27 protein-coding genes and 2 tRNA genes are annotated in these 24,108 nt (G+C 57.7%); 15 read left to right on the top strand and 14 right to left on the bottom strand.

What is annotated here, in order from left to right; translation table 11 throughout:
• The first annotated feature begins 10 nt into the window (after positions 1-10).
• The gene (gene uppA, locus G6L97_RS04560) at positions 11-1,243 is read left to right on the top strand and encodes a polysaccharide biosynthesis GNAT family N-acetyltransferase UppA (protein WP_111783135.1); all 1,233 of its coding nucleotides are present in this window, start codon (positions 11-13) and stop codon (positions 1,241-1,243) included.
• 21 nt (positions 1,244-1,264) lie between these two features.
• Here the strand turns inward: uppA and uppB are convergent, their stop codons facing one another.
• Positions 1,265-3,529, bottom strand: a complete 2,265-nt coding sequence (gene uppB, locus G6L97_RS04555; protein ID WP_111783136.1) for a polysaccharide biosynthesis protein UppB — start codon at positions 3,527-3,529, stop codon at positions 1,265-1,267.
• 209 nt (positions 3,530-3,738) lie between these two features.
• Between uppB and uppC the strand changes: the two genes are divergently transcribed.
• The 6 genes from uppC (at position 3,739) to G6L97_RS04525 (ending at position 9,622) form a co-directional block, all read left to right on the top strand.
• Positions 3,739-4,311, top strand: a complete 573-nt coding sequence (uppC, locus tag G6L97_RS04550; protein WP_003512614.1) for a polysaccharide export protein UppC — start codon at positions 3,739-3,741, stop codon at positions 4,309-4,311.
• 17 nt (positions 4,312-4,328) lie between these two features.
• Positions 4,329-5,471, top strand: a complete 1,143-nt coding sequence (gene uppD, locus G6L97_RS04545) for a polysaccharide biosynthesis type 4 glycosyltransferase UppD (RefSeq protein ID WP_111783137.1) — start codon at positions 4,329-4,331, stop codon at positions 5,469-5,471.
• Positions 5,472-5,692: 221 nt separating this feature from the next.
• Entirely contained in the window at positions 5,693-7,246 is a 1,554-nt protein-coding gene (gene uppE / locus G6L97_RS04540; RefSeq protein WP_003512611.1) for a polysaccharide biosynthesis glycosyltransferase UppE, read from the top strand.
• Positions 7,243-8,484, top strand: coding sequence for a polysaccharide biosynthesis O-antigen ligase family protein UppF (gene uppF / locus G6L97_RS04535; RefSeq protein ID WP_111783138.1), 1,242 nt, complete (start codon positions 7,243-7,245; stop codon positions 8,482-8,484). Before uppE ends, uppF begins: the two co-directional genes overlap by 4 nt.
• 78 nt (positions 8,485-8,562) lie before the next feature.
• Entirely contained in the window at positions 8,563-8,712 is a 150-nt protein-coding gene (locus tag G6L97_RS04530) for a hypothetical protein (RefSeq protein ID WP_003512607.1), read from the top strand.
• A 268-nt stretch (positions 8,713-8,980) separates the two neighbouring features.
• Positions 8,981-9,622, top strand: a complete 642-nt coding sequence (locus G6L97_RS04525) for a hypothetical protein (protein WP_111783139.1) — start codon at positions 8,981-8,983, stop codon at positions 9,620-9,622.
• 96 nt (positions 9,623-9,718) lie between these two features.
• Here the strand turns inward: G6L97_RS04525 and G6L97_RS04520 are convergent, their stop codons facing one another.
• The gene (locus tag G6L97_RS04520; RefSeq protein ID WP_111783140.1) at positions 9,719-10,255 is read right to left on the bottom strand and encodes a DUF1269 domain-containing protein; all 537 of its coding nucleotides are present in this window, start codon (positions 10,253-10,255) and stop codon (positions 9,719-9,721) included.
• Positions 10,256-10,473: 218 nt separating this feature from the next.
• Here G6L97_RS04520 and G6L97_RS04515 point away from each other — a divergent pair.
• The 3 genes from G6L97_RS04515 (at position 10,474) to G6L97_RS04505 (ending at position 11,323) form a co-directional block, all read left to right on the top strand.
• Positions 10,474-10,550: transfer RNA gene (locus G6L97_RS04515), tRNA-Pro, on the top strand.
• Positions 10,551-10,688: 138 nt separating this feature from the next.
• Positions 10,689-10,949 (top strand): hypothetical protein, encoded by a 261-nt coding sequence (locus G6L97_RS04510; RefSeq protein ID WP_111783141.1) that lies wholly within the window; start codon positions 10,689-10,691, stop codon positions 10,947-10,949.
• Between the two features lie 170 nt (positions 10,950-11,119).
• Positions 11,120-11,323, top strand: coding sequence for a hypothetical protein (locus tag G6L97_RS04505; protein WP_013635930.1), 204 nt, complete (start codon positions 11,120-11,122; stop codon positions 11,321-11,323).
• A gap of 59 nt (positions 11,324-11,382) precedes the next feature.
• Here the strand turns inward: G6L97_RS04505 and G6L97_RS04500 are convergent, their stop codons facing one another.
• The 7 genes from G6L97_RS04500 to G6L97_RS04470 form a co-directional block, all read right to left on the bottom strand.
• The gene (locus tag G6L97_RS04500) at positions 11,383-11,880 is read right to left on the bottom strand and encodes a ferritin (protein ID WP_111783142.1); all 498 of its coding nucleotides are present in this window, start codon (positions 11,878-11,880) and stop codon (positions 11,383-11,385) included.
• 116 nt (positions 11,881-11,996) lie between these two features.
• A complete protein-coding gene (locus G6L97_RS04495) occupies positions 11,997-12,452 on the bottom strand; it encodes a pseudoazurin (RefSeq protein WP_111783143.1) in 456 nt (151 codons plus the stop codon).
• Positions 12,449-13,270: an ABC transporter ATP-binding protein gene (locus tag G6L97_RS04490; protein ID WP_111783144.1), complete on the bottom strand. Its 822-nt coding sequence runs from the start codon at positions 13,268-13,270 to the stop codon at positions 12,449-12,451. The genes G6L97_RS04495 and G6L97_RS04490 overlap by 4 nt, the downstream gene beginning before the upstream one ends.
• Complete coding sequence (locus G6L97_RS04485; RefSeq protein WP_065704973.1) at positions 13,267-14,319, bottom strand: FecCD family ABC transporter permease; 1,053 nt, start codon at positions 14,317-14,319, stop codon at positions 13,267-13,269. The genes G6L97_RS04490 and G6L97_RS04485 overlap by 4 nt, the downstream gene beginning before the upstream one ends.
• 120 nt (positions 14,320-14,439) lie before the next feature.
• The gene (locus G6L97_RS04480; RefSeq protein WP_035198131.1) at positions 14,440-15,534 is read right to left on the bottom strand and encodes an ABC transporter substrate-binding protein; all 1,095 of its coding nucleotides are present in this window, start codon (positions 15,532-15,534) and stop codon (positions 14,440-14,442) included.
• A gap of 312 nt (positions 15,535-15,846) precedes the next feature.
• Complete coding sequence (locus G6L97_RS04475) at positions 15,847-16,401, bottom strand: dual specificity protein phosphatase family protein (protein ID WP_162686632.1); 555 nt, start codon at positions 16,399-16,401, stop codon at positions 15,847-15,849.
• 138 nt (positions 16,402-16,539) lie between these two features.
• Positions 16,540-17,127 (bottom strand): YqaA family protein, encoded by a 588-nt coding sequence (locus G6L97_RS04470; protein ID WP_003512594.1) that lies wholly within the window; start codon positions 17,125-17,127, stop codon positions 16,540-16,542.
• A gap of 515 nt (positions 17,128-17,642) precedes the next feature.
• Between G6L97_RS04470 and G6L97_RS04465 the strand changes: the two genes are divergently transcribed.
• Entirely contained in the window at positions 17,643-18,287 is a 645-nt protein-coding gene (locus G6L97_RS04465) for an exopolysaccharide biosynthesis protein (protein ID WP_003512591.1), read from the top strand.
• Positions 18,288-18,290: 3 nt separating this feature from the next.
• Here the strand turns inward: G6L97_RS04465 and G6L97_RS04460 are convergent, their stop codons facing one another.
• The gene (locus G6L97_RS04460) at positions 18,291-18,569 is read right to left on the bottom strand and encodes a hypothetical protein (protein ID WP_013635921.1); all 279 of its coding nucleotides are present in this window, start codon (positions 18,567-18,569) and stop codon (positions 18,291-18,293) included.
• Between the two features lie 176 nt (positions 18,570-18,745).
• Between G6L97_RS04460 and G6L97_RS04455 the strand changes: the two genes are divergently transcribed.
• Positions 18,746-18,820: transfer RNA gene (locus G6L97_RS04455), tRNA-Asn, on the top strand.
• Between the two features lie 91 nt (positions 18,821-18,911).
• Here the strand turns inward: G6L97_RS04455 and G6L97_RS04450 are convergent.
• Complete coding sequence (locus tag G6L97_RS04450) at positions 18,912-19,304, bottom strand: DUF2934 domain-containing protein (RefSeq protein WP_065704729.1); 393 nt, start codon at positions 19,302-19,304, stop codon at positions 18,912-18,914.
• A 169-nt stretch (positions 19,305-19,473) separates the two neighbouring features.
• Here G6L97_RS04450 and G6L97_RS04445 point away from each other — a divergent pair, with 169 nt between their 5' ends.
• On the top strand, positions 19,474-19,713 hold the full coding sequence (locus G6L97_RS04445; RefSeq protein ID WP_013635919.1) for a hypothetical protein: 240 nt from the start codon (positions 19,474-19,476) through the stop codon (positions 19,711-19,713).
• Positions 19,714-19,782: 69 nt separating this feature from the next.
• Here G6L97_RS04445 and G6L97_RS04440 read toward each other — a convergent pair whose 3' ends face one another.
• From G6L97_RS04440 to G6L97_RS04430, 3 genes are all read right to left on the bottom strand, one after another.
• Entirely contained in the window at positions 19,783-20,226 is a 444-nt protein-coding gene (locus G6L97_RS04440; protein ID WP_025593218.1) for a TIGR02594 family protein, read from the bottom strand.
• 113 nt (positions 20,227-20,339) lie between these two features.
• A complete protein-coding gene (locus G6L97_RS04435; protein ID WP_111783320.1) occupies positions 20,340-20,897 on the bottom strand; it encodes a methylated-DNA--[protein]-cysteine S-methyltransferase in 558 nt (185 codons plus the stop codon).
• A 131-nt stretch (positions 20,898-21,028) separates the two neighbouring features.
• A complete protein-coding gene (locus tag G6L97_RS04430) occupies positions 21,029-21,316 on the bottom strand; it encodes a DUF982 domain-containing protein (RefSeq protein WP_003512562.1) in 288 nt (95 codons plus the stop codon).
• 189 nt (positions 21,317-21,505) lie between these two features.
• On the opposite strand from G6L97_RS04430, the gene G6L97_RS04425 reads away from it, so the two are divergent.
• Positions 21,506-22,945, top strand: coding sequence for a cryptochrome/photolyase family protein (locus G6L97_RS04425; protein ID WP_127966027.1), 1,440 nt, complete (start codon positions 21,506-21,508; stop codon positions 22,943-22,945).
• Between the two features lie 122 nt (positions 22,946-23,067).
• On the top strand, positions 23,068-24,105 hold the full coding sequence (locus G6L97_RS04420) for a cysteine synthase A (protein ID WP_003512558.1): 1,038 nt from the start codon (positions 23,068-23,070) through the stop codon (positions 24,103-24,105).
• The last annotated feature ends 3 nt before the right edge of the window (positions 24,106-24,108 follow it).

The following is a 24,108-nucleotide window of genomic DNA, read 5'->3' as shown; positions in this document are numbered from 1 at the left end:
GAGAGCGTGGATGGCGGCTGAAGCGCCGGTCATAGTCAGCGAGGGTGAAGGACCAGCCGCCGTGCAAAACGAGCGGCGGGGCGCCGATCGCCTGGCTATCGATCTCGTCGACGATGCCTCCACTATCCGCGCCGACTGGGAACAGCTGGAGAGCGACCCGCTCAATTCGCTGCATCAGGGTTACGGCTGGTGCTCCATCTGGGCGCAAACGCAGGACAGACCCCTCCTCATCATTCGCGGCAGGCAAAGCGGAAAGACCGTGTTCCTGCTGCCGCTCGAAATCGTTCTGGAAGGCGGCATCCGCAAGGCACGTTTTCCCGGCGGCCGTTTCAACAATATCAATACCGGGCTTTTCGACCGGTCCTTCGCCGAAGCAGCCAACCACAAAACGGCGGCAGCCATTGCCCGCGAAGCGCGAAAGCTGCTGCGTGGCCAGGCGGATATTCTGGCCTTGCAGAACATACCGCTGATCTGGCGTGGCAGGGCCAACCCGCTCTCGCATCTGGCATCAGTCGAAAACCAGAACCCGGCCTTCCAGATTCCCTTACTGGCAAATTTTGAGAGCACGCTTCGGCAGATCAACGCCAAGAGGCGCCGGAAGAAATTCCGCATCCAGAGCCGGAGAGCCGAGGAAATGGGTGGTTACAGCCATGTGATCGCCCGTTCGCCACGGGAAAAGTGCGAATTATTGCAGACGTTTTTCCGGCAGAAGGCAGCCCGGTTCGCATCGCAGGGCATTCCGGATGTTTTTCGCGACCAATCGGTAAAAGACTTTTTCTATGACCTCGCAAATTTTCCGGAGATCGGCACAGACAGTCTTCTGGAACTACACGCCATTCGTCTGCATGGTCAAAATGAAGGTTTCATCGCTGCCATATCCGGCCTTTCGCGCAAGCAGGATCACATTATCTGCCAGTTCGGTTCTATCGATGAGACCTTCGCGGAAATCAGCCCCGGTGAGCTGCTGTTCTGGCTGATGATTGAACGGGCTTGCAGTGAAAATGCGGCGATCTTCGATTTCGGCGTCGGTGACCAGCCCTACAAGCGCAGCTGGTGTCCGCTTTTCACCGTGCAGCATGATATTTTCCTGCCGGTGACGTTGAAGGGCCGCGCGGCAGCCTCGGCCTACGTTGCCATTGCCCGGACAAAGAGCCTGATCAAATCCAATCCGGCACTCTATGCGTTCATTCAGCGTTTCCGCGCGGGTCGGCCGAGCATGGACGCAACGCCCGCTGCCGACTGACCGGTTATCGGCCGCAGCATCTCAGGCGGCGCTCAGACGGTCCGGTTTGCGCATGCCGGTCATCGGCAATGCCTGCTCGTAGCCGTGGGCAACCAGTTCTCCGAGGGTCTTTTCCAGCAATTCGCTATCATTACCGGGAACGGACACGACGATTTCCGCCGGCAGATTGCGCAGCATTTTCTCAAGGCTCGATATCTGCGCCGCGCCGCATTCCACCAGAACCGTGTCATAGGCGTCGGAAAGCGCGCTAAGGATCATCGTCAGCCGGTCGATCGCGCGCATGGCCTCTCGCGGCTGCGCATTGCCGCGCGGCACGATATGGGCATCGGAAAGCCGGTCGCCGTGAATGGTTTCGCCAAAGGCGGCGGCACCTGCCAAAAGGTCCATGACGCCCGGCAGTCCGGTCTCAGGCGCCATCAGGCGCGTCGGACAGGCCGATGCCGTCATATCGACGAGAACGACCGAACGGCCCATTTCGGACAGGGCGCGCGCCAGCATGACGGTGGTGGTCGAACCACTGTCGCCAGCTGGAGACACGACCGCTGCGACGGATTTCGCAAGACGGGTGGCGAGGAAAGACGCGACGGAGTCGATCGAGAAATTGTCGGCGTTGTCGATCTCTTCTTCCGCAGCGTCCACTTTCGCAGCCGCGGCGTCTGCAACCGGCAGGGCCGATTTGGCAGCAACGGCTGCGACCGGTATCTGCGCTTCCTGTTCGACAATGGACTGGCGGGCAGCGGCAGGCATGGAACGAACCGCAGGCGGCGCATCCTCTTCACGTGCGGGAAGCGGTTGCTCCGGCGTATCCGGTGTCTCATCCGTGTCAGCACGCGCTTTGGCGGGCGGTGGTGGATCGGACAGCGGCGGGACATGGGTCTTGCCCACCGGCTTCAACGCCCGCCCGGTGAACAGTTCCACGAGCATGACAACGATGCAGGAGAGAAGGAAGGCCGCCAGCGTGACGACAATGGTGATGGCGCCGGTCTTCGGGAAGTAGGGTTCGCGCGGCTCCACTGCAGTTGAAATCACGCGGGCATCGGCGGGCGTGGATTCGGCTGAACCGGCGCGCGACGTCGCCTCGCGGTAACGGGCGAGATAGGTTTCAAGAAGCTGGCGCTGAGCCGAAGCCTCGCGCTCCAGGTCGTTGAGGCCAACCTGCTGCTCACCGGCGCGTACGCTTTCCGTTTTCAGCACATTCAATTGCTGAACCAGTTGCCGCTCTCGCAGGCGGGACACATTTGCCTCGTTTTCGAGACTTGCGAGCACCTTGCGGGTCTCTTCCTGAATCTGCCGCTGTATGCCGTCAATTTGGCTGCGCAGCGCCTTGATACGCGGATGGCCTTCCAGCAGCGAGGAAGACAGATCGGAAATCTGGCTGCGCATGGCAGCCTCGCTTTCCTTCAGTCTCTGGATCATCGGCGAGGCGACGACGTCGGGGAAAGTATCGAGTGGGCGACCGCTCGAAAGCGCGTTGCGCACGCCCTCTGCCCGCGCCTCCGCATTCGCCCGCTCGCCGCGGATACGGCCAAGTTCGGTCGAGATATCGCTGAGTTGCCGGGTGGCGAGCGTTTCGCCCTGCCCTGCCGACAGAATATCGGACGAGGCGCGGTAATCCGCGACCTTCCTGTCCGCATCGCGAACCTTCTCACGCAGACTGGCGATTTCCGGCTCCAGCCAGCGTGCCGCCTCCGTGCTTGTGTCCAGTTTCGCGCCGCTCTGCAGCGCGATATAGGCCTTCATCATCGCGTTGGGGACTGCTGCCGCAAGCATGGGGTCCTCGGACGAGAACTCGACCGTGATGACGCGCGAGCTTTCGACCTGGTAGACCTGCAACCTCTCCTGGAACGCCTTCAGTATCCGTTCCTCTGGCGGCACCTGCTGCGGATCTTTCTTGACGCCGACAGCAACCAGCAGCTTCGAGACGAGAGAAGGACGCGCCGCCGGGTCAAGCTCCTGCCGCTCATAAAGCTTCATATCTTTCGCGACCTGCTTGATGAGGTCAACAGATTGCAGGATCTGCACCTGGCTGGAGATGGTCAATTCATCGAGCACGGGTTCGGCGGGCGCATTCGACTGCTGCGACGCACCGAAGGAGGCCGCGCGCGATTCGATGAGGACGCGCGCCTCGCCCTTGTAAGCGGGCGACATCATGCTTGCGACAACGAAGGCGGCGCCCCCGGCAAGCAGCGTGATCGCCGCTATCCTGCCCTTGCGCTGCCATATGGCAGCGACGAGCCGCGCGAGATCGATATCCACATCCCTGTCATCAATGCGATCGCCGTTCATACGGGCTCCGTAACCGAGATACACCTCGGGCGCTCAAATATAGAGGCCAATTTTCGCGAAGTTTAAGTCTTTCCGGTAACACAACAGTTAATTGTGACGAAGCCCACGAAATAAAGCCGATATTACCATCCTTGCGACTGGCTGTTTACCGCCCATTAACCCTAACAGAACGATAAGAATGCTCATAGTTCGACTCGGAGCCAGATGAGATGCCGCTCGCCGGATCACGACATGTCACCGCACTGACGCTTGCCGTTCTAACGGCCCTTTCCGGTTGCGCGGCATATCAACCTGCGCCCAAGGCGTTTCACGAGGGCGCCCTGCAGCCCTATCATGTCGATAGCGGTGACAGGCTGCGCATCAACGTATTCGAACAGACCGGGCTGACAAATACCTATACGGTCGATCAGGCTGGTTATGTCGCCTTCCCGCTCGTCGGTCAGGTTCCCGCCCGAGGCAAGACGCTGCCGCAGCTCGAAGCCGCCATTGCCGCCAAGTTGCGTCAGGGTTATCTGCGCGATCCCGATGTGACGATCGAGATCGATCGTTATCGCCCCGTCTTCATCATGGGCGAAGTCGGCCGTCCCGGCCAATATTCCTACGTGCCGGGCATGACGGCGCAGAACGCCATCGCCATCGCCGGCGGCTTCACGCCACGCGCCAATCAGGCCGATGTCGATATCACCCGCAAGATCAATACCGAGGTGATGACCGGCCGGATCGGGATCACCGCACCAATTCTTGCGGGCGATACGGTCTATGTGCGTGAACGCTTCTTCTGAAAAACGGAGCGGCTGACATGGCGGATGACGGTCGTCCCCTGCGCATCATTCACTGTTTCCGCTCTCCCGTCGGTGGCGTGTTCCGCCATGTCCGCGACCTGATCGAAGAACACGTCAAGCAGGGCCACAAGGTCGGCATCGTCTGTGATAGTTCGACCGGCGGCGCGCATGAGGAACGGCTTTTCGCGCAGATCGCCCCGATGCTGGAGCTAGGGTTGACCCGCCTGCCGATCAAGCGGTCGATCAGCCCCGGCGACCTCTGGGCGCTCGTTAAGTCCTACAACCATATCAAAAGTTTGCGGCCGGATATTTTGCATGGGCACAGCGCCAAGGGTGGCGCTCTGGCCCGGCTGATCGGCTCACTGTTGCGGGTGAACAAGTATCGCGTAGCCCGCCTCTATTCGCCGCACGGCGGCAGCCTGCATTACGATCGCAAAAGCCTTAAAGGGCAGCTGTTCCTGCGTATCGAGCGGTTTCAGGAGCATTTCACGGACGCCCTGTGTTTCGTTTGCAATTTCGAACAGGAAACCTACGAAACCAAGGTCGGCAAACCACGCACCCGCACGGCGATGATCTATAACGGCGTGCAGGAAAGCGAGTTTGAAACCGTGCCCGCCCGCGAAGGGGCAGCGCGCTTTCTCTATATCGGCATGTTGCGTGACCTGAAGGGCCCCGACATCTTCATCAGGGCATTCGCCAAGATGGAACGCAGCATCGGCCAGCCCATGTCCGGCGTCATCGTCGGCGATGGGCCGGACAGGGACAAATATGCTGATATGATCGTCAAGACCGGACTTTCGCAGCGCATTTCCATGCACGCCGCCATGCCCGCCAGACAGGCATTCGCGCTGGCGACCACGGTGGTGGTTCCCTCACGCGCCGAGGCGATGCCTTACATCGTGCTGGAAGCGCTTGCTGCGGGGAAAACCGTCATCGCCTCGCATGTTGGAGGCATAGCTGAGGTTCTGGGAGAAGACAGCGAGGCGCTCGTTCCGGCTGGAGACGCCGATGCGCTGGCAAAGATAATGGTCAAGGATGCCGAAAGCACGGACTGGGGGAAACGGGTGATGCCCCGCCCCGACAGCTTCAAGGCGAAATTTTCAACGCCTGTCATGGCCGACGACATGATGAAGCTCTATCGTCACCTGCTTTCCCTCTAGAAACATTTCAAAAACACGATTTTTAATTGTATATTCTGCCGTCCTGTAGAAACTCATCATAAACGTTTCTTAGCATGTTTCGGCTAGTTTCCTGCTCGTAGAGCGCACGTATCCGCACGGATGCGAAAACTGTGCTCTACCACTTTGAAGTTGCGCATCGTTCCCTTCGAAAATCGATTCCGATTTTCGGGCCGATGGGCTGGAGGGTGCGGACCAAAGCAATGACCAAGGCTGACAAGGGAAGACTTGAATTCGATCTGGCGACGTTGCGCCAGCAAATCTCCGAGCGCGATGCGGGTGAGCCTTCCGCATCGGAAAGCGTTGTTCTCAATCCGCTTGCACGGCAGATCGCCAACCAGCTTCGCGCCGGCAACCATTCGCCAAACATGGTCATAGGCCAATTGCGTCTTCTCGAATTTTCGATGCTTGCGATCATCGCGGCCATCGTCAACGGCATCGCTGCGCGGCAGGGGCTTGAAACCTTTCTTGCGGTTTTCGGCATTGGGGTGCTGGGCGCGGCGGTTTGCGTGTTTCTTTTGCAGGCTGGCGACTGTTACCAGTTGCCGACGCTGCGCGCGCCGCTGAAAATGTTTGCACGCATTCAGGGCGCCGTCTGTCTGTCCTTCGTCACCGTCGCCGGCATCCTTCTCCTGTTTTTGCCAGAAGCGCTGCATTCCTGGCAGACTTTTGCCATCTGGTACGCCACCGGCGCAATCGCCATTTTCACCGGACGGCTGATCCTCGGCTTCGCCATTCGCCACTGGGGCCGCAACGGCGTGATGGAGCGTCGCGCCGTGATAGTCGGTGGCGGCGATGCCGCCAAGGACCTCATCCGCTCGCTCGAACAGCAAACGGACAATGATATCCGCATCTGCGGCATTTTCGACGACCGGAAAAGCGAGCGTTCGCCCGATGTGGTTGCCGGCTACCCCAAGCTCGGCACCTTCGCGGAACTGGTGGAATTCGCCCGCCTGACGAAGCTCGACATGCTGATCATCGCCCTGCCGCTCAGTGCCGAGGCGCGTATCCTCCAGCTCCTGCGCAAGCTGTGGGTGCTACCCGTCGATATCCGTATCGCGGCCCATGCCAACAAATTGCGTTTCCGCCCCCGCGCCTATTCCCATGTCGGCGCGGTGCCGATGCTCGACGTGTTCGACAAGCCGATACGCGACTGGGATTCGGTCGGGAAAAGGGTGTTCGACATCGTCTTCAGCATTATCGGCATCGTTCTGTTGTGGCCGGTGATGCTGGGCGCGGCTATTGCCGTCAAAACGACATCCAAAGGCCCGGTGTTCTTCAAGCAGAAGCGTCATGGCTTCAACAATGAAACGATCAATGTCTGGAAGTTCCGTTCCATGTATACGGAACTCAGCGATCCCACGGCAAAAAAGGCCGTCACGAAAAACGATCCGCGTGTCACGCCGGTCGGGCGGTTCCTGCGAAAATCCTCGATGGACGAGCTGCCACAGCTTTTCAACGTTCTTTACGGCGATCTTTCACTGGTCGGGCCGCGTCCGCACGCCGTGCATGCCCAGACGGGCGACCTGAAATATACCGAGGTGGTGGAGCATTATTTCGCCCGGCACAAGGTCAAGCCCGGTGTTACCGGCTGGGCGCAGATCAATGGCTGGCGTGGTGAGATTGACCACGGCGACAAGATCAAGTTCCGCACCGAATACGATCTCTATTATATCGAGAACTGGTCGCTGCTTCTCGATCTCAAGATCCTGTTCCTGACGCCGATCCGGCTGCTCAAATCGGAAAATGCCTATTGACCCACACCGGTTACCAGCACGCACCGGATTTTGACGCACCGCTTGCTGCCATGCGGCTGGTCGGCGCGTTCTTCATTGCCTTCGGCGTCTTTCTTTCCGGCTTCGTGATTTCCGAACCGGCGCCCTATGAGCTGATGATGGTGGGGCAAGTAGCCATCTGGTTCCTGCTGGGATTGCGCCTTTCGCGCACCGTCGTCCTGCTTTTGTGCCTGCTGCTTGCCTTCAATGTCGGCGGTTATCTTTCGCTGACCACCATGGCCAATCTCGACGAGGGGCCGCTTTATCTCGCCGTGTCGACCTTTCTGGCGCTGACCTCGGTTTTTTATGCTGCGATCATCGAGGACAAGCACCAGCGGCTGCTGCTGATTTTCCGGGCCTGGCTCGCCGCAGCGTTGATTACCTCCCTGCTCGGCATCATCGGATATTTTCACGCCATTCCCGGTTTCGAGGTCTTTACCCTTTACGATCGCGCCAAGGGCGCCTTTCAGGACCCGAACGTCTTCGGTCCCTTCCTGGTGACGCCGTCGCTGTACCTGATTTACGGCCTGCTCTCCGGCAAGGCGATGCATGCGCCATGGCGGATCCTTGGCCTGCTCATTCTGTCTCTTGCCGTGTTCCTGTCGTTTTCACGCGCCGCATGGGGCCTTTTCCTGTTTTCGGCAGTGCTTCTGGTTTTCGTCATGCTGCTGAAAGAGCGTACGGCGGCATTCCGGCTGAAAATCCTCGTTCTGTTTCTCGTCGCCGTGGCATTGATGGTGGCAGCCGTCATCATCGCCCTGCAATTCAAGCAGGTAGCAGACCTGTTCTCCAGCCGCGCCTCGGCGGTGCAATCCTATGATGGCGGCCATCTCGGGCGTTTTGCCCGCCACTATCTCGGTTTCCTGATGGCGATGGAACATCCGCTCGGCATCGGCCCCATGGTGTTCGACGACATCTTTCCCGCCGCGGAACATAATATCTGGCTGAAGAGCCTGACCACGCATGGCTGGTTCGGCTTCGTCATCTATCTCACGCTGATCTGCTGGACCATTGCCGCCTGTTTCAAACTGCTGCTGCGCCAGCGGCCCTGGCAGCCGTTTCTCATCATTTCCTGGGTAACCTTTGTCGGGCATGTGATGATCGGCAACGTCATTGACACCGACCACTGGCGGCATTTCTTCCTGCTGCTCGGCATATTGTGGGGATGCATGGCTCTGGAAAAGCGCGAAAGCCTGCGCCGAAGCAGAAGTGCCACCTAAAGTCCTTACCCTTACGGAACCTTACATTATTTCATGCGTTTAGCCCGCGATCATGATTGTCAAACGGGGAGACATCCTATGACGCAGACGAACAATCTCTATTTTATCATTGGCGCACTTCTGGTGGTTCTTGTCGGGCTTGGAGCCTATGTATGGCACGAAGAAAGCAAACCGAAGGGGATCGAGATGAATATCGGCCCGAACGGTGTTTCCGTGCAGGAAAACTGAGCACTTCCAGTAAAAAATGCGTAGCGGTTTCATGACTGAAACCAAGGCATTGAGTGCGTCCAACGCTTCGTTTCATTAGAGACGCACTATATGTCCGCAAGCGTCGCGCAAAGTTCGGCTATTAGACCGGGTGCATCCCAAGCTTGAGACGGCTGGGGATACACCCGGTCTTCTTATGAGAGGAGACGAAAGGCGGGATCGAGAATCTTCGCCAAGCCGGTTCGGTATGCATGACGTGTATCGGCCTATCATGGAAACAGTGAGCGCAATGGTCTCCTCCGTCGACCTGTCCACACGCATCAACTCCACCAAACTCGCACTCAAGGCCATCAAGGAGCAGGAGGACAATTCCGCTTCCACCTCCTCGCCACGAACTGCGATCCTCGACTCCTACGGGATCGACACCTCGCCCTCCTCCACCAATACGCGGCTGACACAGCTTCTGGCGCAATATGCGCAAGTCTCCGGCACTGACGCGGAGACCGACGACACCAGCACGCAGGCGCCCTCCGGCGACATTACACAGGCCAGTTTCATGACAAGCCTGAAGGCGACGCTGGAAGAACTCTCCAAGGACCCCAGCAAAGCTACGCAAGCCAAGGCAATGCTGGAAGCGCTGGCCGCTGGAACGCTGACAGTCTCCGATCCGACCGAAGGCGCAAAGATAAAAGCCTGGGACGTGGAGGCCGACAAGACAACCACCTCAAAACCGGCAACCGAGATCACCACGACCGGCTGGAGCGATTTTCTGAAGGACCACCTCAAGCGCGACGGTTCCGCTTATGCCAAGACCACCGGTGGCGCCTATGTAGACAGTATTTCCGGCGACAATGCATTTTTTGGCAATGTCGGTAGTCGGTATTATTATCTGACCTGGCCGCAGCCTAAAACCGGAACGCTGACGGTTTAAGCCAACGTTTCCGGCAAGGGTCGCAAAGAGCGCCACCGCACTTTCATAGATCTGCTGCGACATGAATCATGCCGCAGCATTGTCTCCCTGGCTCGTTCAGACGGCAGGTGCTGCCGCTTGTTCCGTTCCGCCGGAAAGCGCCTTTTGCAGTTGTGCTTCCTGCTCTGGCGAAAGCGAGGTTTTGATGACCCGCCCACGAAGACCTTCCAGTTCCGCCATCACCTTTTCCGGCTGCACCTTGCGGATCAGCACGAACAACGCCGAAGAGCCATTCGGGATGGTTTCACCCAGAGATTTGATGAAATCGTCGTCGATGCCGTAATCCGTCAGCGACCCCGCAAGCGCACCCGTTCCCGCACCGATCGCGCCGCCAATCGCAAATCCCGCGAGCGGATTGAGGAACAGCAGGCCAACGAGGCCGCCCCAGAGACCACCGGAGAGAAAACCGGAGCTTGCACCGATCGCCGTCAGATTGACGCTCTGCTTCAGGTGCACCTTGCCGTTTTCATCGCGAACGACGACGACGGCATCTTCCAGATCGACCAGATATTCCTTTTTCATTCCAGCAAGTTTCAGAAGGACCCGGTCGGCATCTTCCGTTCCGTCAAAACCGACAACGACGAGTTCGGACATGTTTCATCTCCCTGAATTTCAGTTTCGCTTAGATTGGAACGCCAAAGAACACGGCAGGTTCCCGCCATGATGGAAGGATGATGTGTCACGCGTTTGACGGGCAACATCTTCGGGAAGAAAGTCCCTGCCCACCGTCCACAGCCTTTGTTCCTTTTTTCAAGAAAAGGCTATTTTCCGCTTGCGCCCTAACAGGCTTATATATAAACGGCTTTCAGGTTCGGAGCGTAGCGCAGCCCGGTAGCGCACTTGACTGGGGGTCAAGGGGTCGTGGGTTCGAATCCCGCCGCTCCGACCATTAAAAACAGATAGATAGCCAGTTCCCCCAGAGCTGGCTATAATTTTTTAAGCCACATTCTCGCCGGCGCCATGCGCGAATTGACAAGATGCGGTCTGGGTGTGCGTTTATCCAAGCCTGAGAACGAGGTGTGCGGTGATGGTCAAAAAAACAAAAATTGAACACTCGGAATTCTCAGGCGAATTTGAAGACGACGGTATCACGGTTCTGGTTGATATCTACCGGCCGGCCGGCACCCAGCAGGATTGGACGCTCGAGGTTATCAGCGAGCATGATGATGTCACCACCTGGGAAGAACCTTTCACGACAGACAAGGACGCCTGGGAAGAATTCCTGGCCACCTGTGAGAAAGATGGAATTCGCAGCTTCCTGAACGGCGAAGATCCATCCGTTCATTGACGCTTGACACTGCGGTGCGTGGCCGTGGCGGGCGCGAGTGCGTTCAACGATAATTCCAGAAATATACTCTTATTGCAAAGCCTGTGACCGTCCAGAGACGGCACGCATTTGCCTTGTTGACTCTCTGCTAAAATTAGAACATTTAGTGAACAAACGAGAGGTCAACCGATATGCCCGATGCGGAAAAAATCACCCCTGTACGGCCTGACGACATAGCTGGATATGTCATCCAGTGTCATGATGGCGATGCGAAGGCGGCTGTTGAAACGCTGCTGGGCGAAATCGAACATTTGCAGGAACAGCTTTCCCTTGCGGTTGCCATCATGGGAAAAGGCTATACGCGTGGATGGACGCCGGATTTGGGAAGTGACTGAACCAGCCACAAGCTGCGTTTGATGCAGCTTGTGGAATATCAGTGAATGCTGCGCAGCTTTCAGGCCTTTTCAGCCAGTTCGCCGATTTCGCGGTCAATCAGATAAAGCGCATTGGGACCGTCACCGATCAGCTCGATCTTGCCCATTATCGTGCGGCACAGGCTGTCCTCCTCATGCTGTTCGTTCACGAACCATTGCAGGAAGGATGTGGTCGCATGGTCTTTTTCAGACCGCGCGAGATCAACCGCTGCGTTGATGGCGGAGGTGACACGCGATTCGTGTTGCGCGACAATTGCAAACAACCCTTTGATATCGTTTGCGGTGACCTGTGGAGCCGGCAGCTCGGTGAAAATAACTGGAGCTCCGAGATCGTTCAGAAAGCTGAAGATGCGGTGCATATGCTCCAGCTCTTCGGCAGCATGGCCAAGCAGAAACTTGTAGCAACCATCGAGATTGCGCTCAGCCGCCCAGGCGGCTGCCTGAAGATAGGCGTGGTGGGCGCGCAATTCGCCGTTGAGCAGGTCGTTCAATGTCGTTTCGACTAGTTTATTTGCCATTGGTTTATCCTTGTTATGGTGATTGCAGCCAATTTTTTCGTGTGGGCTGCTTCACACACCCGGCGAGCGAGATTTGAGGGACCGAGCGTCCCATCCGGTCGAGCACGGAGATGGCGTCATTGCGCCGGCGTTACCTGTGCCAGAGCCGCGTCCAGCCTTTCGCCCTTCATGACCAGTTTGGGGCGCAGCTTCTCCGCCTTTTGCCTGACCGCTTCCAGATTGACGGGCTTGCCGACCTGGATCACGCCGATCATCGCCATCATCAGATGCGGTGGGCAATAATAGAGATAGACGCCTTCCTTCTCGACGGTAACGGTGAAGGCCTCATCAAGCTTGCCTTTCCAGGGCGTTACGCCTTCCGGAACGGCATAGGACTGCACGTAATGGCTGGAATTTTGCGGCACGAAGGTGATGGTGTCGCCGGGCTCTGCCTTTACATAGGAAGGCTCAAACACCATGCTGCCGTCCGCGCCGTAATTGAGCATCAGCACCTTGTGTTCGGCAGCAAAGGACGGCGCGACAGAGAAGGTTACGGCCAAAGCCGCGGCAAACGTCATCAAAAATCGTTTCATGCAATTATTCCTTCAAGGGTTTTGAAATGTTCGGGCAGCGGGTCGCCAGCCGGCTGAATGACGGGATTGCCGCGCCTGTCCCGCAAAACTTCCACCGTCACCCCGTAGGTCTCGGAAATGAGTTTCGGCGTGACGATATCTCCCGGCGCGCCGGTCGCCTTCAATGCGCCATCGGAAATCACCAGCAGGTTGTCGGCATATTGGCAGGCGAGGTTGAGATCATGCAGCACGACCAGCGTTACCCAGCCATTGGCGCGGGTTTCCTGCCGCACCAGATCGAGAAGCGCCACCTGATGTTTGAGGTCCAGCGCGCTGACCGGCTCGTCCAGCAGCATCGCCTGCGGCTCGCGCATCAGAACCTGCGCGAAAAGCGCCATCTGCCGCTGCCCGCCGCTGAGGGAGGCGATCTCCCTGCCCGCCAGATGCGCTATTCCCGCCTGATGCAGGCGTGTCATGGCCAGGTCGAGCGTCTCGTCGTCAATATGCAACGACAGACGCCCGAAACGGCCGAGTGCCACCACCTCCAGCACGCTGAGCGCAATATCGGCCGTGGTGTCCTGCGGCATGTAGGCAAAGCCATCGCGCCACTGCCTTATATACCGCCCCGCCCGCTCCCCGGCCCGAAGACGGCGGTCGCCGAGGCTGATCGAACCGGCAGCAAGTGGCAGATCGCCGAAGATCGCTCTCAAAAGGGTCGTCTTGCCCGTTCCGTTTGGGCCGATGACGGCATGAATATGCCCCGCCTCCAGACGCGCCGACAGCCCTTTCACAACAGTCTGTCCGCCGCGCTCGGCGGAAATCGAATCGAGAACCATCATCGGCCGCGCCTCTTCGGAGCGAAAATCAGCCACATCAGAAACGGCACGCCGACAATGGCCGTGACGATGCCAACCGGGAACAGCGCACCGGGAACGATCGATTTGGAGAGGATCGAGGCAGCCGACAGCATCAGCGCGCCGCTCAGCACCGACATGGGCAGGAAGAAGCGCTGATCCTCGCCCACGGTCATGCGGGCGATATGCGGCGCGACCAGCCCGATAAAACCGATGACGCCGACGAAGCTGGTGGCCGTCGCGGTCATGATGGCAACGATGACGAGAACCTTCATGCGCAGCCAGCGGACATTGATGCCGAGGCTTGCCGCCCGCATCTCCCCCATTCTGAGCGCGGTCAGCTTCCAGCAATCCGCCATCAGCAGGGCGCAGCAGAGGGCGGTCACGGCAGCGGTCAGGCCAAGCGTCGGCCAGGTCGCCTTAGTCAGGCTGCCGAACAGCCAGAAAAGAATCTGCTGGGACAGCTCCGGTGAGGACAGGAACTGGATGAGCGACAGCAGCGACTGAAACAGGAAAAGAAGCGCGATGCCGCCGAGAATGATGGTTTCGGTCGTCATCTGCCGCATGGAGGCCAGCGTGAAGAGAAAAAGTGCTGCGAGCATGGAAAAGACGAACGCGCCCAGCGGAACGGCAATCATGGCATCCAACCCGAGACCGCCAAGCGCCAGCACCAGCGCCGCACCGAAACCGGCCGCTGCGGCCATACCGAGCGTATAGGGGCTCGCCATGGGATTATTGAGCAGGGTCTGCATCTGCGCGCCACCTGCCCCGAGTGCCGCACCGACGGCAAGCGCCATCAACGCCATGGGCAGGCGAAGGCCGCGCACGATGGAATCGGTCATGGCGGCCCGTTCGCCAAGGCCGGTCAGCGACTTCACCACTTCGGCGGGCGACAGCAGCGAAGGACCAGTGGCGATATCGAGAACGAGGCTCACTGCCATCAATACGAAGAAGATAGAGACGACACGCCAGCGACGGCGCTCGCGCAGCCGGTGCGCACCGATGGCCTCGGCGTTGCGGGCAGCAATTGTCATGAAAACCTGCCTGAAAGGACTGTCTGGAAAAGCGGACGCCGCAACGGCGGCGTGCGCGAGATTTCGCCACTGTGGCGTCGAAGAAAGCACGTTTCTACGCCGCCACAGGCAAGCGCGATATCAATCCTTGACGGCGATGGCGAAAGTGCCTTGAGGCGTTACCGGAAGGTACTTCTTGTAATAGCCGAGATAGTTGGCGATCGGATCGACATCCTTGAACTGCTCGGGATATAGCTGCTTTGCGATGTACTGAACCATGGCGAAATCGGAGAGCGTGCGCGACGCACCCTGGTAAACACCGAACAGCTGGCCGTTCTTGATGGCGGGCAATTCGCTCCAGCCCTGACGGGCCTCAAATGCCTTGAGTTTCTCGCCTGCGTCTGCCGCCTTCACCGCCTGTCCCATGGGCAGCGCTGCCGGGTTTTTGTTGTTTTCGCGACCGGAAATGAAGATGGCGTCAGGCTTGGACGCCAGAACCTGTTCTGGATTGATCGGTCCCCACCATTCGACGAAGGGAGCGGCAATGTTGTCGCCGCCAGCCGCCGTGGACATGGCGCCCCACATGTTCTTGCCGTAGGTGAAAGAATATTCGGCCGGGCCCTTGTTGCCGAACTCGACATAGACCTTCGGTTTCGGCTTTCCGGACTTGGCGACCCGGTCAGCGACCTCTTTCAGCGAACCGGCATAGAAGTCGGCAATTTCCTTGCCACGCTTCTCCTGGCCGGTCAGGTCGCCAAAAAGCCGGGTCGAGGCGACGTGCCGCTCGACCGTCTGGGCGTTGTAGTCGACGACGACGACGGGAATGCCTTCTTCTTCCAGACGATCGGCATCGAGACCAAGCGCTTTGTATTGCCAGTCTGCCAGAATCACCAGATCGGGATTGAGGCTCAACACTTTTTCGACCGAGAAAGTCTGCGCTTCCACTTCACCGACATCGGCAATGTCGGCAAGCGAGGCGCGATGCGCGAGATGCATCTTCCAGTTGGCGGGTACCCAGCCTTCCCAGGCTTCGCGAGAAATGCCGACGACGGAATCATAGGCTTTCTCGCCGCCGACCGCCATGTAGTCCTCGAAGTAGAAACCGAGAACAACGCGCTTTGCTGGAAGGTCAACCTTCACTTCGCGTCCGATGACATCTGTGATGGTCTTTTGTTCAGCCATTACATAAGGGGCGGTAAAGAGAATAGACAAGAGCGATGCGGCAAGGCCGCTCATAAATGATTTTGGGGTCATGATGCGATCCAGAAGTTGAAACAAAGTCGCTCTATAAAAGATGATTAAAGGAGTCAACTTAATTGTTGGATCGCATAAGTTACTAATATATAGACAAAAAATGTGATTTCCGACGAACCTCGAGAGGGAGAAAGCGGGTCGCCTGATGAAAGACAGGCTGCGTCGTTGAGAACTCAACAGTTAAGAAACCAAGCGTTTGGGTCCCGTCCCGACCGTTGCGCGATCAGAACGGAACGCCAAATCCCGCTTCAGGAGATCGATCAGCAATTTTGCGGACGCTATGCCCGACCGTTTTCAAAACTCGTTTGAAGCAATTGTGAAGTCGTCGGCGATCGACATGTGTTCGACATTTTCCCAGGTCTGGTCCATGGCATAGGTCTCAGACAGATAGGGGATGCCGATATGGCCGTAGCGGACGGAAAGCTGGCTCTCAGCCGCCTTTTCACCGAGATACGCGACGCGGCCGAGATAAAGCGCGGTCGCAAGGCCTGTCCTGTCCGCACCGGACTTGCAATGGATGAGGATGGGCTTCGGCGCATCACGCATGATCGCGACCAACTGATTCACCTTGGTCATGTCAAGTTCGTGGCGGGCTGACATGCCAAAATCGATATGGGTCAACCCAAGCTCGCGCGAGGTTTTGATCTCATCCTTGTACCAGTCCTCGGATTCATTCTCTCCGCGCAGATTGATGACCGTCTTGATGCCATGGTCCATGGTATAGCGGACCAGCTGCTCACTGCTTGGCTGGTTGGAGCGGTAAAGCTGCCCTGCCACCACCTCGTGAAAGTTGCCGAGAAGCTGGATGGCGAGGAGATAACCGCCTGCGGCAAGCACAGCAATACCCATGCCCCCCAAGGAGCACTTCCATAATCTTCGCATAATAAATCGGTTCTCTCATTGGACGAGACAACCGATACAGCTGGATTCTGACAGTAGGCTGAAAGTTATGCGACAGTATTGTAAGAGTAGAAAAACTGCGTTTCGTCAGCGCACGAAAACGTAGACCGCATAGATGGCGATGAGCGCTGCGGCCACAGCGGCGGCAATAACACCAAGGCGTTTTTCGATGAAGTGGCGCACCGGTTCACCGTATCTTTGCAGCAACCCGGCGAGGATGAAAAAGCGCGCGCCGCGCGTGACGACAGCCGAGAGAATGAACAGGCCGAGGCTGATATTGGCCGCACCGGAGAGGATGGTGACGACCTTGATCGGCGGCAGATGCGCAAAGCCCGATGTCACCAGCAGGAGAATGATGGTCTCGTAATTTACCGAATTCTTGAGCTGCTCGAAGCTGTCCAGCTTGCCGTAAAATTCCAGAATTGGCCGCGCAATACTCTCGAAAGCATAGTGGCCGAGAAACCAGCCGGCAATGCCACCGAGAACGGAAGCGACCGTTGCGACGAGCGCATAAAACATCGCCTTTTTTGGCTTTGCCAGCACCATGGGCAGGAAAAGCACATCCGCCGGCACAACGAAGACGGAGCTTTCGACGAAGGCCACGATCGCCAACCACCACACGGCGCTTTTGCGCGCGGCAAGCGCCATCGTCCAGGCATAGATGTTTTTCAGCATTTCATGTCCCCGGGGAAGATCGTTTTAGACCGACGGCAAGGCGGGAGCCAGGCATCTCAGTGGCGGTTTGTCAGCGGCGGACGGTCTGACTATCGACCGCCACCAAATCAGGATTAGAGACAACGCAAGAGAATGGCAAATGTTGGAAGATTTATTTTTTGCGTTGCGGCAAATGAGAAAAACAAACAATTCCAGACCGCAGCGGCGAATGGTTGCTGCGATGCGAAATTTCATCCTCAGGTAGATAAACCGGCCTTTTTGCGGTAGAATAAGGTGTGGCGGAAAGAGGAGGAAGTTATCATGGACTATGTAAGCTTCATTACGTCGATCAATCCGGTCATACTGGTCATCCTGCTGATTGTTCTTCTCGCAGGCGCCTACAGCAGCTGGGTTTCCCACTGACAAAGGCGGGCGGCAGCACCGGTCCGAAAAGACGCTGATTTTCCATCGGCGGTAGGCATTCGGCCGGATGAATGTTATCAAACCCGGAGTTAAAGCAACTTCCGGGAAGCCTGATGTCGAACGAATTCGCATTCACTGATACGTCTGAAAAGCTCAGCACCACGCTCGAAAAGCTGATTGGGAAACTGCAAGGTCAGACGATCACATTGCGCGAGCTGATGGAGGCAATCGGCGAACAGGGCCTGCTGCTCATCTGTGCAATAGCTTCCCTGCCCTTCCTCATTCCGGTCTCCATTCCAGGCGTCAGCACCGTGTTTGGCGCAGCGATCATTCTCGTCAGTCTGGCCATCACCCTCAACCGTCTGCCATGGCTGCCGGCCAGGATTCTCGACCGGCAGATGGAAACGGCAAAGCTGGTGCCGGCACTCCAGAAAGGCGTCGCCATCGTCTCCAGGCTCGATCGCTTCATCCGCCCGCGCCTTCCGGCGCTGACGGCGGGCATCGTCGCCAATAGGGTGAACGGACTTGCGCTGATGACCGCTGGCGTGTTGCTGATGATGCCGCTCGGCTTCATTCCCTTCTCCAACACCCTGCCGGGCGTCGCCATCCTGCTTTTTTCGGCGGGTATGATCCAGAGGGACGGCGTGACCGTTCTCGGCGGGTATCTGTTTCTCATCCTGACGGCGATTTATTTTGCAGCACTCGCCTATGCCGCCTTCTGGGCCGGACAGGGCCTCAGCAGCTCGATGGGCGGCTGAGCCTTATTGTCCACCTCTATTGCGGGTGTTGCGACCATTGCGTCGCGATGCCCACCACACTGCCAGCCGCCGCCGCCTGCGGCGAACCGCCGGCAAATCGTGGGAAAGCACGATAAGACCAAGCGGGACCATCCAGAAACCGAGGATGGGCAAAAACCCGAGCGTTCCGCCCACCACCAGCGCCGAGCCGGTGGCGATCCTGCCGACGCGCGAACGCGGCATGGCAACGCTCCATTTTCCGAGATTGAGACGACCCGTTCTGTGGTCCATTCCAAATTTCATTCCATACTGCCCTTTAACATCTGGCCTGTGGATAATTTTTTCACCGTCGATAAGCCCGGAAAATCGGGACTCCGGCGAGATAAAACAAGATGAATGCGTTTTTTTTGAAAAAAGCGCTTGGCAAATCGGAAAAGCATTTGTATTACCCCGCTCACACCGCGCCAAGCAGCGCACGTTCCCTGGTAGCTCAGCGGTAGAGCATTCGACTGTTAATCGACAGGTCGCCGGTTCGAATCCGGCCCGGGGAGCCATTTTTTCCAAAATATGGCATGACGAGCGAGATGCCGCAGCATTCGCTCTATATCGATCTTGGCATAGGCGCGTAGCTGGGCGTTATTGACCTCAGGTCTTCTTCGCCACACGCTTCGTCGAAGTAGACGCGTTGGTGAGTGCCGGCGGATCGCTTGCCGGGAAACTTTCCTCTAGGCTTTCGGTCAGGTCGTCGTCTTTTCGGCTGGTCTCCGCTTTTTGCTCTTTCTGAAGAGATTTTACCGCTGGTGATTTGGCATTTTTTGCCGAAGCCTTATCCGCAGTCACCTTCTTCTGGACCAAGGACTTGGCGGCAGCGGGTTTCTTCGCGCCATTTTTACCATTGGTCTTTCCCGTTTCCGTGCTTGCCGAGACCTCCCGTTCCGCCTCCATCCAGTGGCGTTCGTGATGTCCCTCCGGCCTGCCTTCTCTCTCCCATATTGCGCGGGCTTTTTCGCGGATTGCTGCTTCGCGATCATGGTTCATAACGTCCTCCTCTTTGCGTCGCATCGGCTTTGACTGTGCCAATTGAAAAACAGAAATGGCCGGAAATTGTTCCGCGTCCGGAGATTGCGCATGCGCATTTCCCTGAAAAAAGGGAACCCTACTCACTGCAGGATCGTTTGTCCGGCAGGAACCCGCAGGAGGACCATCCATGAGCGATCCGAAACAGAAGAAAAACGAACCTCTCGATATCAAAGACGAAGATTTGCCGCGTTTTGAAACCGACAGCGAACTCAAATCGAAAGAAAGTGAGATTTACCCCGATGAATCCATAAGCCTGCGCGCACGCCGGCAGGCAGCGCGGCAACACGAGGATGCCTTCATCGTCGCCACAGACCTTGAGGATGACGACCAGCGCGATGCGGCACCCGGCACAAGGGAACAGCCATAGGGGCCTTAAAACGCATAAGGCGGGCCACAGCCCGCCTTTATAAGGATCGTCGTAAAATTGGTCCGGCCTTCAGCGACGCACGGAAACGATGGCCTTGCGGTTGAAGTTCGACACCTGCACACGGCCGGACTGATTGCCGCCGAGAATTTGCGCTGTCTTGCCGCTCATGCTCTTCAATATTCCGGCGTGATAACCGCGGCCGTTGCGAATGACGACAACATCGCCCGGTTTGGCGGCGGCGACGGGAACGGCATAACCGAATGACGTCCAGGATTTTGCAAATCCGTAGGATTTGGGCGATGCGCGCCCGGCCTTGCTGGCAACGGCATGCAGGAACAGGCCACACCACGGTGTGCTGCGGGGATTTGCCCCAAGAATATTCTTCAGGCTCTTGTTGTTTTTGGATTCATGCAGTCCGGTGTATTTTTCAGCCTGGTTCAGCATGCCAGCCGACGCGGGTGCCACGACTGTAAAAGCCAATGCAGCGGATAGAATTAACGCGGATACTCTCAAACGTCTCGCCCTTATGTTAGAGGGCGTCCGTGTATTGTGACAATTTAGCGACAATTTGACGAGAAAAGGGCAGAAATCAGACGGCTATTCATGTGGACTGATCTGTCATTGCTTTAAAACAGGCTGCCCTGTGCATCGTCAGCACGGCTGCGGCCGGCATTTTCGAGATCCAGCATACGTAATTTGGTGTTCGTTCCGCCCGGCGCGGAAAAGCCACCCAGCCGGCCGCCAGCCGCCAGAACACGGTGGCAGGGAATGATCAGCGGCACGGGATTTTTCGCCATGGCCTGCCCGACGTCGCGGGCCTTTTCCATGGAGAGGCCCAGCGTTTTTACGATACCGCCATAGGTCGTCGTGCGGCCCCAGCCGATATGCCGTGCCACCTGATAGACATCTAGAAAGAACCGCTCCTGCCCGGCAAGATCGAGTTCCACCGGCGTAAAATCAATCTCTTCACCATCGAAATAGCGGGTAACCATCGCAATCGCCTCACGGGCGCGTGTGTCGGGTACAGCAATGGAAGATGACGGCAGGCGTTTCTGGATAAGTTTCTCGGTTTCACCGGCATCTGCGCTGGGCAATTGCAGACGGGCGATACCGCGCTCTGCCCATGCGAGGCCGCAATGGCCGAGAGCTGTCGGGAAAACAATATAGCCGTAGTGGTTGGTCATTGCCGTATTCATCCGCTTTGCACGCGCACGATGCCATATCCTGCGTTCGACACAACCCGTTTCTGGCGGCGGATAAAACAAGGCCACCCGGCTTTACGGGTGGCCTTTCACATCTCAATCCGGCAACGCTGTCAGGATGCAAGTTTACCCTGATCTTCCACCTTGTTTCCGGCCTCCAGGAGGCATTGCGCCTGCCGGCTTGCGGTAACGAAGGCGGCGCGCGCAATCTCTCCAGCCACGTCCCCCATCAGCGAGGCGCGGCACAGACGCAGGGCCTGCTCATGCGCCTTGTCACCGCGTTGTGGCCATTCATGCTGGAGAAAATCGAAGGCCTCGTAAACGCCGTTGAAAATCCGGGGAGCACCGTTTTCCAAGGATATGGTAACAGGCTTTTCCCACTTAACGTCTTTCAGCAACATTGATTGTACTTCCATGCTCTATTAACCAGCGAAAAACGCCGGCTCCTCCAGTTGGTTCCCTTCACTTTCGGTTTCAAGGTCGAAAAAGTAGCCCTCGAAAAACCATGTGCCTCCAGCTTTCCATTCTACGCGATTTGAGGAACAAAGCGTTTCAACACTCGTTCAAGCGGAAGTGAACCGGATCCCTTCATGCCAACAAAATCCTCTCCTGTTATCGTCTGGTTCCGCAAGGACTTGCGTCTTGCGGACAATCTCGCCCTTCTTGCAGCGGTGGAGCATGGCGGCCCCGTCATACCGATCTATATCCGTGAGACATCCAGCGGCCCGCTGGGCGGCGCACAGGAATGGTGGCTTCACCATTCGCTTGCCTCTCTTTCCGCGATGCTGGAAAAATGCGGCAGCCGTCTACTGCTCAGAAGCGGCAACGCAGAGGAGACGCTGCGCCGGCTGATAGCCGAAACCGGCGCGGATGCAGTCCTCTGGAACCGTCGCTATGAGCCGACCGGCATGGCAACGGACAAGGCAATAAAAGAGGCGCTCGGGGACGACGGACTGACAGTTCGCAGCTTTGCCGGACACCTGCTGCATGAACCATCCCGGGTGCAGACCAAATCCGGCGGTCCCTACCGGGTCTACACGCCCTTCTGGCGGGCTCTGGAGGGCGGCGAGGAGCCACATACGCCGGCGGATGCACCGCAGAGCCTGAAGGCACCTGAGACATGGCCAAAATCGGAGAAACTCGATGATTGGAAGCTTCTGCCGGTCAAACCGGACTGGGCCAGGGGTTTCAGCGAGATATGGACACCCGGTGAAAATGCCGCGCGGGAAAAACTCGATGATTTCATCGATGGTGCCTTGAAGGGTTATGAGGAAGGCCGCGACTTTCCGGCGAAGGACGCCACGTCGCTTCTTGCGCCGCATCTGGCGCTCGGCGAAATATCGCCCGCCGCCGTGTGGCATGCGACGAAGGGGCTCTCACGCCATATCGCGTCCAACGATATCAGCCGTTTCCGCAAGGAACTCGTCTGGCGGGAATTCTGCTACCATCTGCTGTTCCACTTTCCCGAGCTGGACGAGAAAAACTGGAACGACAGTTTCGACGCCTTCGGCTGGCGGGACGATGACACATCTTTCAACGCCTGGACGCGTGGCATGACGGGTTATCCGATCGTGGATGCCGGCATGCGGCAATTGTGGAAACACGGCACCATGCACAACCGGGTGCGCATGATAGTGGCATCCTTCCTCATCAAACATCTACTTATCGACTGGCGCAAAGGCGAGAAGTGGTTTCGCGATACGCTTGTCGATGCCGATCCGGCCTCCAACGCTGCCAACTGGCAGTGGGTGGCGGGTTCGGGCGCGGACGCCTCGCCGTTCTTTCGCATTTTCAACCCCATATTGCAGGGGGAGAAATTCGATGCCGAGGGAGACTACGTGCGCCGCTTCGTGCCGGAGCTTGAAAAGCTTGAGCGAAAATACATCCACAAGCCGTTTGAAGCACCGAAAGAGGTGCTTCAAAAGGCGGGTATCGAGCTCGGCAAGACCTATCCCCTGCCGATCGTCGACCATGGGAAGGCACGGGAAAGAGCACTTGCAGCCTATGCCGCAGTGAAGAACAACGCATAAAATTGGGTATCGGCAAAATTTTGCGTGGCGAAGCCTAAGGCGGGAAGATAATTTCTTGCCTTGAGGCGGTTGTAACGGGACATAACGGCACCTAATTTCCGCTCAGACAAGAAGGCTCAATCATGACCATTCATCCCTCTGCGCTCAGTGCTATCGGCAACACGCCGCTTATCCGTCTGAAAGCTGCCTCTGAAGCGACGGGGTGTGAAATCCTCGGCAAGGCGGAGTTTCTCAATCCCGGCCAATCGGTGAAAGATCGCGCCGCGCTTTACATCATCCGCGATGCGGAACGGCGCGGACAGCTGCGGCCGGGCGGCACCATCGTGGAAGGCACGGCAGGCAATACCGGCATCGGTCTGTCGCTGGTGGCCAATGCGCTCGGCTACAAGACTGTCATTGTCATTCCCGAGACGCAAAGCCAGGAAAAGAAGGATGCGCTGAAGCTTCTCGGCGCAAAGCTGGTCGAGGTTCCGGCGGCACCCTATTCCAACCCGAACAATTACGTGAAGGTTTCCGGCCGCCTGGCAAAACAGCTGGCCGCGACGGATGAAAACGGCGCGATCTGGGCCAACCAGTTCGACAATATCGCCAACCGTCAGGCCCATATTGAGACAACGGCACCGGAAATATGGGACCAGACGGACGGCAAGGTCGATGGTTTCATTTGCTCCGTCGGTTCCGGCGGAACGCTTGCGGGCGTGGCTGACGGCCTGCGCGATTTCAATCCCGATATAAAGATCGGCCTTGCCGACCCTGAGGGCGCCGCCCTCTACGAATTTTACAAGCATGGCGTCCTGAAGTCGGAAGGCTCCTCTATCACCGAGGGCATCGGACAGGGGCGCATCACCGCCAATCTGGAAGGCTTCGCGCCGGATTTCTCTTATCGTATTTCGGATGCGGAAGCCCTGCCGGTGCTGTTCGATCTGGTCACGAAAGAGGGTCTTTGCCTCGGTGGCTCCTCCGGCATCAACATTGCCGGCGCAATCCGCCTTGCCCGCGAGCTTGGTCCGGGGCATACAATCGTGACGATACTTTGCGACTACGGTAATCGTTATCAGTCGAAGCTGTTCAATCCGGATTTCCTGCGCTCCAAGGGGCTTCCGGTTCCCCAGTGGCTGGCAACGAAAAGCGAGATTGCGGTTCCGTACGAAACCGTTTGAGGA

The organism is Agrobacterium tumefaciens (assembly GCF_013318015.2).
Lineage (GTDB): Bacteria > Pseudomonadota > Alphaproteobacteria > Rhizobiales > Rhizobiaceae > Agrobacterium > Agrobacterium tumefaciens.
The sequence above is the reverse complement of the archived record's forward strand: the minus strand, read 5'-3'. Positions and strand labels throughout refer to the sequence as shown.